Origin of the sequence: Paracoccus chinensis, assembly GCF_900102885.1 — a bacterium.
Taxonomy (GTDB): domain Bacteria; phylum Pseudomonadota; class Alphaproteobacteria; order Rhodobacterales; family Rhodobacteraceae; genus Paracoccus; species Paracoccus chinensis.
Map to the genome: position 1 here is coordinate 22,676 of NZ_FNGE01000023.1, position 10,450 is coordinate 33,125.

Sequence of the window (10,450 nt, forward strand, 5' to 3'; positions counted from 1 at the left end):
ACCTCCTTACCGGCAGTCGCTTGATGCGACGAAGGCCATGCCCGACCAGCAGTTGGTCTTGCGGATCGGCTGTTCGCCGCAGCCCGCGAGCGCGGCGGCCACCGCCGCGAGGATCAGAACCTTACGCATCATGGGTCCTCCAGAAGTGTTTGCGGCTGGCGTAGTCGGGGCCGAAGACCCGGATGCCTGCCTCGCCGCCGCCGAGCGCTGTCAACAGCGGCCCGAGCGGGGAGAGATCGAGGTTGAGGATCGTGGAGCCGTCCTGGCCGCGCAGAAGCGCGTGCCGCTGCGCCGTCCGTCCGGTCAGCACGAAGTGCAGCTCGTTGTCGGTCAGACCGAAGCCCTCGTAGTCGGGCACATCGGCGGCGCGGTTGGGGAAGATCACCTGGTTCGGCATCCCCTGGATGATCGAGCCCGATTTGCTTTCCCGGATCTGCGAGGGGAACTGCGTCAGCAGCACCACCACGACATTGAGCTTGCGGACCGTCACCAGCCACTTCGGCAGCCAGCGGGCAAAGAACTCGTCGTCAAAGACCGTCGAGGCCTCGTCGATCACCAGCAGGGTCGGGCGCTTTTCCTCGAAAAGCAGTTCCAGGCGGCGGAAGATGTAGGACAGCACCGCCGTCCGCTCCGTCGCCATCGACAGGATTTCCGTCAGGTCGATGCCGGTCACGTTCGCGGACAAGTCGATCACCGGCTGATCGGCCTCCCCGAACACCCAGTTGTAGCGGCCCTCCGGTCCCCATTCCGCGAGCTTCATGGCAAGCGCCCGGTTGTCGCCCACGTCGCCAATCAGATCCTCGAAATGGGCGAAGGTCCGCAGCTCGTCGGGGGCCTGCCCATTCTGACGCACGGCGCTTTTCAGGGCCTCGGCCTGGTGCGGCGTCAGCTTGTCGTCGCCGCGCTCCACCAGCCGGGCGAGCCAGTCCATCAGCCAGGCCTCGCCGCGCGGGGCCCGCTCGGTCATGAGCGGATTGAGCCCGGTCGGGTGGCCCGCGCGGATCGCGGTGTAGCGCCCCCCCATCGCGGTGATCGCCATGCGGAGCGCCTGGTCCTTGTCGAACAGGATCACGCGCGCGCCCGCGCGCTGCGATTGCGCCGCGAGAAAGGCCACCGACGAGGACTTGCCGCCACCCGAAGGCCCCAGGATCAGCGTGTGCCCAATGGTGGGTTCGGCGTTCGGATCGCCCGGCGCATGGAAGCTGAAGCGATGCGCCGCCCCTGTCACCGTTTGGAGAACCGTGATGGGCGTGCGCCAGGGCAGCTCGCTCGCCACGGCCCCGGCCTTCGCCATGTGGAACGAGGCCATATCGGCAAAGTTGATCGACTTGGTGAGCGGGTTCCAGATCTGGTAGTCCTGGTTGCCCGGATGCGTGGCGAAGTAGGTCGCCGCCAGCGTGTCGTTGCAGCGCACGAGCTTGATCTTGGCCTGTTCCGCCACGCTGCGGACCTGCGACACCCGTTCTTCAAGCGCGGCCTCGCTGTCCGCGAACACCGTGATCGTCAGTTGATGTTCGCCGAAGCCAATCCGGCCCGACTCCACATCGTCATAGGTCTGGCGCAGATCGTCCGCGATGGAGCCGACCAGATCGCCGGCCGCTTCCATCTGCTGGATGCGGCGCTTTGCCAGCTCGCTCACCTTGTTCATGGCGACGGGCGTGTAAGCGTGCGAGATCACCGTGTCGGTGCCGGTGTCGAGGGCATCGAGCATCCCCGGCCAGGTCTGGTTGGCGTTGCGCCAGATCGAGAGGACGGCGGCAAAGCGCGGGGTGTCGAAGCCGTCGCGGAACTCGGCCACCGGCCCCTTGAAGCACACCGACAGGAGCGACACGTCCTCGGCAATCAGGGTGTGCAACCCGCGATATTCCGGGCGATAAAGGCCGGTGCTGATCGCGCTGTAGAAGCCGAGCAGGGTTCCGTCACTGATCCTGAGCCGCTTTGTCCCGACCCCGAGGCTGGTTTCAAGGATCGAGACGACCTCGCGCAGCTCGCCCAGGCGTTCTTCGGTGTTGCGGTCCAGAAGCCGCTTCGCGGCCTTGGCGAACAGCGGCACCTTGAGTGGCACGCGCTTGTTGCGCACCACCGTCAGCACCAGCATGAACTCGCGCAAGGCGCGGCCCGACAGGTGGCTGCGCCAAGCCGTTTCCACATCATGCGCGAAGTTGTCGCCGTAGATCGGCTTCAACCCGAACGTGGCGGGGCGCATCAGCCGATGGATGTAAAAGGTGAACCGATCGTCGAGGCCGTCCATGATGGCCGCGAAGCTCTTGGCCAGATCGAGAATGTCGCGGTCCGAGGCCGTGATGCCGTCGATACCCTGAACCTCCAGGCTCATCATCAGCGCATTGTCGCGGGTGCGGACCGTGTGATCGTCCACTTCGAGCGCATAGGGCATTTCCGCGTAGAATTGTGGGGAACTAGGGATATGGCGCTGCGCGCGCTCGCTGACCGGGCCGATCCTGGCGTTAAACATAGTGGCGGCCCGTCTTTCGCTTCTTGCGGGACAGGGCGGGCGGGGTCTTGTTCAGGACCACCGCGACCGCCTTGTGGCCGTTCGGATTGACCGCGACGAACGCACGGGCGAGGCCATACCAGAGCGGCCCGGTAAGCAGCCACGCGATCACCTTGAACCAGATGAACGGCAGCATGGTCACCCCGCCCACCGCCATCATGTAGGGCATCGGCAGGCCAAGGAGCTTGGCCTGCCGGGACAACCCGAGGATGACGGCGTGCCGCTCCATCAGCTGAAGGCCGACCGCAGGCTCGAAACGAAGGTCGGCGCCCCGAACACCAGGAAGGCGCCCACGACAACCAGAAGCACCCACAGCCAACTGATGCGGTTGAACGCGGCCAGGAAACCGGTCAGCACGAAGGCCACCGTGAAAACGACGGTGGCGAGGTTGCCGCGGATCCAGGCCACGAAATCGTTGCCGATGGTGTCGGCCTTCGAGAAATCCACGCTTTGCGCAAGCGCGTCGCCCGCAACGCCGGCCGCGAGGGCGGCGCTTGCGAGTGCCAGTATGAGGAAATGTCGGTTGGTCACAAGAACGGTCCTTCTCTACTGTCGGAGGATGCGGTCGCGCTCCGCGAGGACGCGGACCACGTAATCGCGGGTTTCCCGATAGGGCGGGACGCTATTACGGTATTTCTGCACAGCCCCCGGCCCGGCATTGTATGCGGCAAGCGCCAGCATCGGGGAACGGAAGGTCTGGAGCTGCATCAGCAGGTAGCGGGCGCCGCCGTCGAGGTTCTGCACCGGATCATGCGGATTGACCCCGAGCTTCGCCGCCGTGCCCGGCATCAGTTGCGCGTAGCCGATGGCGCCCTTGTGGCTGCGCGCGCGCGGATTGAAGCGCGACTCCTGCCAGACGAGCGCCTGGAACAGCGCCGTCCACTCGTGGGGCGCGATCCTGTTGGCCTTGAGGGCCGGATGATGCTGGTAACGCAGCGCCACGCTGCGCGCCGCCGCGATCCCGACAGCGTGGCCGGGGTTGGCCGAAACCGCCCGGCGAGATGCTGCACGCGGTTCGAGCAGCATCATCGCCTCGCCCTCGAGATCCGCTGCCTCCAGATCAACTGTCGCTGCTTGCGGTTTCGGCGGAACGATCAGGCGACCGGCGGCGTCGTAACGCTTCACAGGGTTGCGGCGATGCGATTGCCCGATCTGGTTTCCCTTGGCATCGAAGCGGATCACTTCGGCCGCAGCGGGAAAGCCTACTACCAGGAAGGCGCTAACGAACGCTCCTAGCCAAGCGTAAGGGCTAGTCCTTTTCTTGGAGGGCGCGCTGACCTTCAGAAAGCGGCACGGTGGGACGGTTGATGCCGCATTCGACCAGGAAAGAGACAAGGCCGTTGATCGTGCGGAACAGACGCTGCTCCATATCCTTGCGGTAAGTGACAAGCGTGCGCTCGTTCTTGCCGTCAGGTGAGATGATCCTGATACCCCAGGCGCCGTGCCAGTTGGCCTGCCGCTTCTCCCCGGCTTTCTTGCAGATGACCTCGATCTGCCAGCCCCGGCTGAGCTCTTCCTTGAGTCCGTCTTCACTGACCACATTCGGTGCCGAGTTTGTGATTGGTGTGGACACAGACAGAACCTCGTGAGGTATCAGCCTGCGAACCGCTGCACGGTTACAAGCTAGATACAAATTTGCAATTTTGTGCGCAAGTACTAATATTGCACACGCCGCCACTTTTGACGGCGGACTTCGGGATACTGGTTTGAAGCAAATCTGCAAGGAAAACACGGCGTCCCAGCAGCCCGTTTGCAGGCACGCAACTTTGCCTCTGGTTACAATCTTGCTTTGGATGACAGTGTTCTGTGGTGTCGCACGGGCCTTCGGTGCTTGCACGCCCCCTGTGCCTCCGACCGTACCTCAGGACGATGCCCTACTGACGGAGTATGCCGACCTGATAGAACAGGACTTCCAAGCCTATTTCGATGCCCTGACAGATTTCTCTATCTGTCATGACCAACTCTTCTTTCGCACGATGGAAGAAGCTCGGAGCGTCAGCGCAGGCTATCAATCATTTCTCGATCGGGCTGCTGCCGCAGGCGCAGTTCTTGTGCCGCGACATGAGCCGGGTCCACGACTGGACATTCAAAGGCCAAAAATCGACCGTCGTGGTTTCCGCTGAGCGGACCAAGTCTGCTGACAGGCCATCCCGCCCGTTGCGCCATTCGCATGAACGCCGGCGAGCCGAGCGCCAGACAGCGCGTCGCTCCTTCCTCGAAAAGATACTCGTTCACACGCCGCAGAATCGCATTGGCCACGCCTGGCGCTTGCGCGGCAAAGCGCGTCAGCTCCCATGCATCCGGATCAACCGGGGGCTCGTCATAACAGAGATCTTTCGGCATCCCAGGCAACAGGCCGAGACAAGCATCGCGGATCATGTAGCTGTAAACGATCTTGCCTGTTCCCCAAGTCGTATCAGTCCGCTTCAGCCGAGCGCCCCCGATCACTTCCCTTTGCACATGGGCGATGACGTAGACTGTCTCGAACGTGTCGTACTGCTCGAACTCGCTTCCCTCCGCGACATTCAGCGCCCATTCCTTCCGGTCAACAAAGACCTCTTTCCGGTAGTGGAGGAACTTGGAGACAAGATCCCACTCCGAAACTGCCGTCGGCAGCTTGAGGACGGATACCTTCATGTCTTGAAGCTTCATATCCATCCTCATCAGTGACGCAGCCCGTTCGGCAAGCGTGCAAGGCCCAAAAACTGCCGGGTGCCAGTGGCCGGGTGTTGGAGCCAAAGCCCTCGCGACGTGACCTCTATCGAGACCACCCCATCAATCTGGTAGGTTGTGAAGTGCTCGGAGAGCGTTTCGACCATATCCGCTGTAAGCTCTGCAACGGCATGGATTTTTGGTGGTGATCGATCATACATGGGGCCGGTCCCTTGTCCTGCAAGCCTTGTAAAACAAGGCAAGCAGACAAGTCTGCCACAAAGTTACAAATGTGCCTTTTCAGAGTAGCCAAATGGATATACCAAGCAGTTCACCTCCAGCAAAGGCTGCGCCTTCCATGCTCCACGACTTCGTTCCGAACTTCCCTGAGGAGGAAGCAAAGATGGACGCGCTCGCTCCCAGCGGGTGGTTCATGGGCTTCAACATCTCCTACAAGGGCGCCGAGGTTCTGATTAATCGCTACCCGTCCGGCTGGCAGGTCGAGTATGAGGAAAACAATTACTTCTTTGGCGATCCGATCCTTGTCTGGACCATGACGAAGACCGGCGCGATCCGCTGGTCGGAGGTCGGCATCCCCGATCTGCGCGGCATCATGGCAAGTGCAGCGAGGCATGGGCTCCGCTATGGTGCAACAGTCACCAAAAAATATGAGCGCAAGCGTTGCTTCGTGTCTATGGCCAGACCGGATCGTGAATTCACGGACGCCGAGATCGAGATTGTTGAAGCCAAGTTCACCATGTGGTGCGAGCTGCTGCTGAACAAGGCACGGCTGACAGAGGGCGAGCTTGCCGTGCTGCGCGCGTTCCGCAACGGACATGGACAGCGTGAGTGTGCCGCCGAGTTGGGTATCTCCGAGGCTACGGTCAAGCAGCGCCTATCGAAAGCCTGCTCTAAGCTCGGAGCGACCTCAAGAACGCAGGCCGTTGCCATAGCCGTTTCACGAGGATACCTGAACGGCTGACCATTGGGTATAGCCATCTGGCTATACTTCGGCTTGATCTACTTTCCAAATGGTTGTGCCAGCCTGTAACGTCCCCTGGTTCACTCGGAGCCAGGGTTATGCGTTCGAAGAAAACTCATGCAGAACCGATCCAGCCTGTCGTTGACGGGGATCGGCATGGGTTCCTGTATCGCTGGAATACGGGCGAGGTTCAGGTGATGTGGCTCTCTGACGATGATACAGACGGGCCTCTGCTCACCAAGAAACGGAAGCGCCTGCAAGATAGCAATAAAGATGCAAAATTATAATATTGCATCAACACACCTTATGGGATATGGCTGGCGGGCAGAGGTTCCGCTCTGCCCTCTGAGGTCAGCCATGTCTTGTCTTTTGAAACTGAGAGCTTTTTTGGTGGCTTCAGTCGTACCGGCTGCGGCAATCCTCATGCCCAAAGATGCTGAAGCCTACCCCATTGACTGCGCGATCCTCCTCTGCATGGCAGGCGGCTTTCCTGCGTCAGCCGAATGCAGCGCAGCCAAGACCGAGATGATTCGCCGGATCACGCCTTGGCCCATTGAGCCGCCACTTCAGCTCTGGCGCTGCCCGATGGGGATCAGCGCAGAGGATGCTGCGGTGGCTGGCATCAGTGTGCCGCACCTCGGCTTAGATGGGTTGCCCCCGGAGGTTCGGGCCTATCGGGACGGCATTGAGATCTACCATGTGCGCTATACCCGTGTGACCAGTGGGGACGACAATGGGTCTGTCCAGGACGATACGGTGGAGGGCCGCTACGACCGTGAGGGGAACTTCTCGTGGGTCAACAGCAGCTTCATCGAAGGTCCGTCCTGGCTTTCGCAAATCCCCGGCGCCACTCGCCGCACCATCATCGACGACGAGACGCCGGCATATCGCGGACCCCAGATCATCGGTCATGAAAACTCCGCGCGTGGACGGCTGCGCGGGATCGCCATGCGCTACCGCGACCACGAGGGAACACCACACTTCCAGTGGGTCGGCTACTAAGGAGCAACCCGTTGGAACCTTTGATTGCGGCAGAGGCGCACCCCTCGTAAGCCTTGCCGAGAGTTTTGACCCCCGCAGGAGAAGAATCGCAGACTGAAAAAGGAAACCCCCCCGCAGGAGACCTACGAGGGGGGGACCAGATAGAACCAAAGTTACCAGCTTTGGTTCGAGCCCAAGAAGCTAGGCTCTTTCTATCCGGTCCTCACCCTACGCGCAAGCGCGAACCGCATTTCTGCGGACGATCCCGGTTTGCCGGTTTCCTGCCCCAACCTGAGCAGGACCATGACCACCATACCCACAAGCGGAGACATGCTCCGCGCTTTCAGCCGCACCCCGATGGCCGCGGCCTCACGCCATGTTGCCGAAGTGCTGGCGGGCCACATCGCCTACAAGCGCGGCTATCGCGGGGCACCCAAGGGCTTCAGCGCCCACACGATGCAGGAGTTGCAGCAGGCGACCGGGCTTTCCGAGCGCGCGGTGCGAGACGCCCTGACCGAGTTGGCCCGCCTGTTCGGGCTAGTGATGATCCGCCGCCACCATCAGCGGCACTTCTTCCGCTTTACCCGCATCGAGATTGCGCAGGCAGACGAGTTGTTCGACGGAGAGGATGCCAGGGACGACGCCGACCTGTCCGCCGGAGTAACCGGCAGCCCGGTGCCGGTTACTCCTTATAGTAAAGACAACAGGATAAATAATCTTTCGCAGAAGATCGAAGTGAACAGCGAGGCCAATGTTCACCGGACTCCTTGGGCCGAGCTCATCCGGCGGTTCAAGCAGGGTACGCCAGCCGAAAAGATGGACGTTCAATACCTGTGGAACGGGTTCTGCGGGCTCAACCGCCGCAACGGCCGCGAGCACGTGCCGCTGGCATGGCTGATTGGCTTCCTGCGCAAATATCCGACCACGCCCTCGCAGGCATCAGCAACCCCGCCAAAGGCTCCGCAGACAGCGCCCATCCGGCAGCAAGCGGCGGCAGATGCGGGAGCCATCACCTTGGCGGACCTGGCGCGAGCGGCGCCGTTCAGCAACCACCAATGGCACAGGAGCGACCTGATCCGCCGGATCGGCCAACCCGCCTACGAGGCCCGCGTGGCGGCGCTGATCGAACGCTACGGCGGGGGCCGGTTCGCCGCCGAACTGGCCGTTCACGGCCAGGCCGTGCGCGCCGGGGAGATTACCCGGTGAGGCTGTGCCGATTTTGTCCTGCCGGGGCGGTTTCCCCGCCAGTCAGCGCGCCTGCTTTGGGTCGGATGCCCGACGCCCTTGCCAGCACGGTAAGCTTGCCATGGAGCGTGCGGTAATCCGCATTGTGGTTATAGGCATGGATCGCATCCAGCAGCAGCTCCCATTCCGTCTTCGTCAGTCCTGGGCCGTTCATGGAACTGTCTTGGCTGGTCATGTGAATATCTCGATGGCAAATGCTGCATCTGGTTTCTTCGGAGCGTGGAAGCCTCCCCTCAGAACTGCGCGTCCTGGTGACAGCCCTCAGCGTCTCCGCCGCCTGTTGCGTGAGCTCCGCAGCCAACAGGACCGCCATGTGCTTGGTTCCTGCATGACTTCTTCGAAGCAACGCTTGGAAACTCTACCCAGAATTTCGGGGAAGTCTCGGTATTTGTTTGATTTATCACCTTCTGGTATAGCCGATCGGCTATACCGTAACCGTTCTATGTCCTGAAAACGCGGGGAGCGCGAACGACAGCGAAGGCTCCAGAATCCTGGTCTGATCTTGCGAGAGTGCAAACATGAAGCTGGCCGATTGGGTCGAGGAAGTGAAGGCCACGGGCGGCGTGCCCGAGGGGGACCGGGACACGCTGGCCGCCATCACCAGCGCCGCCGCGCTCTGTTGGGCCGAGATCGGCAGGATGGGCGATCCCCGCAGCGAGATCGTGCAGCTCGGCGTCAAATGGGTGGCGGCCTTCATGGTGTCCTGCGCGCGGCATGGCGAGACGGACTTCCGCACGCTCCTGGCGCCGAGCGAACACCAGCAGGCGGCGTTCCGACTCGAAGCCCTGCGCAACACCGGGGTGGTCGCGAAGATCCTGACCGAAGCGTCTCTGGCCTCGCCCCGCCTGTTCAACAGCGCCGTTTCTGCCATCGGCCTCCATCGGCCCGACACACCCTCCCGACGCGGCAAAAACCATGGGAGCTGACAACCGGCAGCCCCAGGACAGGCGCCGCAGGCAGGGGCTGATCGCCGCTGCGGCGGCGATTCTGCTTGTCGTCGCGCTGGTCACTCTCAATTGGCCGCATCGCGGCGAAGCATGGCGCGTCATCGACGGCGACACGCTCGACCTCGGCGGCGAGCGCATCCGCCTGTTCGGCATCGACGCGCCTGAGCGCAGGCAGAGCTGCGGACCGCTCGCTTGCGGCACGACCGCAACCGAGGCCCTGGCCGACATTCTGTCGGCTGGGCCGGTCCGCTGCACGCCCGTCAGCACCGATCGCTATGGCCGCACCGTGGCCCAATGCCGCGCCGGACGCGTGGACGTGAACCGCGAAATGGTCCGGCGCGGTATGGCTTGGGCGTATCGCCAGTATGGCGATGATTATGTGCATGACGAGAAAGCGGCAAGGAAGGCCCGTGTTGGTATCTGGAAATACAAGTCGCAGCCCGCTTGGGACTACAGGGCTGAAAAGCGAACAGGCAACTGACCCTACGGGCTAGGTCGTTCGAGTACGCAGCCGGCCTTCATAGTCGCGCTTGCTCAGCGGCACGCCCCGTATGCGCAGGATGTCGTAGGCCGTAACGGCGTGGAAAAAGAAGTTGGGCAGCGAGTACGAGAGGAGGAAGGTCTCGGGCGTGAAACCTAGGGTCCGTGGGGCCCAGGCCGAAGTGGAGGCGTTTTCCTCGTCAACCGGTCGGAAGACATCAATATCCAAGTTCTTGCCGGACCAGTTGTTGACCTCTTCGGGGGTGAACGCCTCCAGCGTTGTTACCGTCTGGCTCACAGTGGACCGTAAGTCGTTGAATGACAGAGCTCCCGCCAGAGGTGGTGGAGCGAACACGCCTGTCTTCACCGCTTCCAGTCCCCATACGGCATGATTCTTCAGGGCTTCGATCTGGAAATGAAAAGGTGCCATGTCGGGATGGAGGCGGGCCTGGAGGAAATCGTCCGGGTCAGAACGGATTTCAGCACAATGTCTCGCTGCGCGGTCGAGGAAACCTGATACCGCTCGGGTGGTTGCAGAAACGTGGGCACGCTGAGATTGGTCTGCCCCCTGAAAAGTGGTCCTCCCTGAAGTAGGCTTTCGAGCCAGATGGAGGACAGAAGGATGCCCCAGAAGAAGCACAAACCCGAGGA

Annotated in this window: 14 protein-coding genes; 5 read left to right on the top strand and 9 right to left on the bottom strand. The window is 62.0% G+C overall.

The features are described 5' to 3' along the window. Positions 1-6: 6 nt before the first annotated feature. From BLQ03_RS19065 to BLQ03_RS15590, 7 genes are all read right to left on the bottom strand, one after another. Complete coding sequence (locus tag BLQ03_RS19065; RefSeq protein WP_281201018.1) at positions 7-132, bottom strand: hypothetical protein; 126 nt, start codon at positions 130-132, stop codon at positions 7-9. After that, positions 122-2,473 carry a VirB4 family type IV secretion/conjugal transfer ATPase gene (locus BLQ03_RS15565; RefSeq protein ID WP_090757245.1) on the bottom strand — a complete coding sequence of 784 codons (2,352 nt, stop codon included), beginning with the start codon at positions 2,471-2,473 and terminating at the stop codon, positions 122-124. The genes BLQ03_RS19065 and BLQ03_RS15565 overlap by 11 nt, the downstream gene beginning before the upstream one ends. Next, a complete protein-coding gene (locus BLQ03_RS15570) occupies positions 2,466-2,741 on the bottom strand; it encodes a VirB3 family type IV secretion system protein (protein ID WP_090757246.1) in 276 nt (91 codons plus the stop codon). Before BLQ03_RS15570 ends, BLQ03_RS15565 begins: the two co-directional genes overlap by 8 nt. Next, positions 2,741-3,043, bottom strand: a complete 303-nt coding sequence (locus BLQ03_RS15575; RefSeq protein ID WP_090757247.1) for a TrbC/VirB2 family protein — start codon at positions 3,041-3,043, stop codon at positions 2,741-2,743. Before BLQ03_RS15575 ends, BLQ03_RS15570 begins: the two co-directional genes overlap by 1 nt. A 15-nt stretch (positions 3,044-3,058) precedes the next feature. Further along, the gene (locus tag BLQ03_RS15580; protein ID WP_245688965.1) at positions 3,059-3,694 is read right to left on the bottom strand and encodes a lytic transglycosylase domain-containing protein; all 636 of its coding nucleotides are present in this window, start codon (positions 3,692-3,694) and stop codon (positions 3,059-3,061) included. Between the two features lie 67 nt (positions 3,695-3,761). Next, positions 3,762-4,085, bottom strand: a complete 324-nt coding sequence (locus BLQ03_RS15585) for a hypothetical protein (RefSeq protein ID WP_245688966.1) — start codon at positions 4,083-4,085, stop codon at positions 3,762-3,764. A 422-nt stretch (positions 4,086-4,507) separates the two neighbouring features. Beyond that, the gene (locus tag BLQ03_RS15590; RefSeq protein ID WP_175558912.1) at positions 4,508-5,164 is read right to left on the bottom strand and encodes an acyl-homoserine-lactone synthase; all 657 of its coding nucleotides are present in this window, start codon (positions 5,162-5,164) and stop codon (positions 4,508-4,510) included. A 358-nt stretch (positions 5,165-5,522) separates the two neighbouring features. On the opposite strand from BLQ03_RS15590, the gene BLQ03_RS15595 reads away from it, so the two are divergent. The 3 genes from BLQ03_RS15595 (at position 5,523) to BLQ03_RS15605 (ending at position 8,333) form a co-directional block, all read left to right on the top strand. Next, positions 5,523-6,146 carry a helix-turn-helix transcriptional regulator gene (locus BLQ03_RS15595; RefSeq protein ID WP_175558913.1) on the top strand — a complete coding sequence of 208 codons (624 nt, stop codon included), beginning with the start codon at positions 5,523-5,525 and terminating at the stop codon, positions 6,144-6,146. A gap of 423 nt (positions 6,147-6,569) precedes the next feature. Further along, the gene (locus BLQ03_RS15600; RefSeq protein ID WP_090757250.1) at positions 6,570-7,148 is read left to right on the top strand and encodes a hypothetical protein; all 579 of its coding nucleotides are present in this window, start codon (positions 6,570-6,572) and stop codon (positions 7,146-7,148) included. Positions 7,149-7,430: 282 nt separating this feature from the next. Then, positions 7,431-8,333: a hypothetical protein gene (locus BLQ03_RS15605; RefSeq protein ID WP_139166775.1), complete on the top strand. Its 903-nt coding sequence runs from the start codon at positions 7,431-7,433 to the stop codon at positions 8,331-8,333. On the opposite strand, the gene BLQ03_RS18690 is transcribed toward BLQ03_RS15605, so the two are convergent. Then, on the bottom strand, positions 8,323-8,685 hold the full coding sequence (locus tag BLQ03_RS18690) for a hypothetical protein (RefSeq protein ID WP_217629782.1): 363 nt from the start codon (positions 8,683-8,685) through the stop codon (positions 8,323-8,325). The two genes, BLQ03_RS15605 and BLQ03_RS18690, sit on opposite strands and share 11 nt — an antisense overlap. Before the next feature lie 205 nt (positions 8,686-8,890). On the opposite strand from BLQ03_RS18690, the gene BLQ03_RS15615 reads away from it, so the two are divergent. Both BLQ03_RS15615 and BLQ03_RS15620 read left to right on the top strand, forming a co-directional pair. Next, positions 8,891-9,298, top strand: coding sequence for a hypothetical protein (locus BLQ03_RS15615; protein WP_090757253.1), 408 nt, complete (start codon positions 8,891-8,893; stop codon positions 9,296-9,298). Next, entirely contained in the window at positions 9,288-9,800 is a 513-nt protein-coding gene (locus tag BLQ03_RS15620; RefSeq protein ID WP_090757254.1) for a thermonuclease family protein, read from the top strand. Before BLQ03_RS15615 ends, BLQ03_RS15620 begins: the two co-directional genes overlap by 11 nt. Before the next feature lie 9 nt (positions 9,801-9,809). Here BLQ03_RS15620 and BLQ03_RS15625 read toward each other — a convergent pair. Beyond that, on the bottom strand, positions 9,810-10,450 hold a 641-nt coding region (locus BLQ03_RS15625; RefSeq protein WP_139166777.1), incomplete at its 5' end, for a DUF1993 family protein.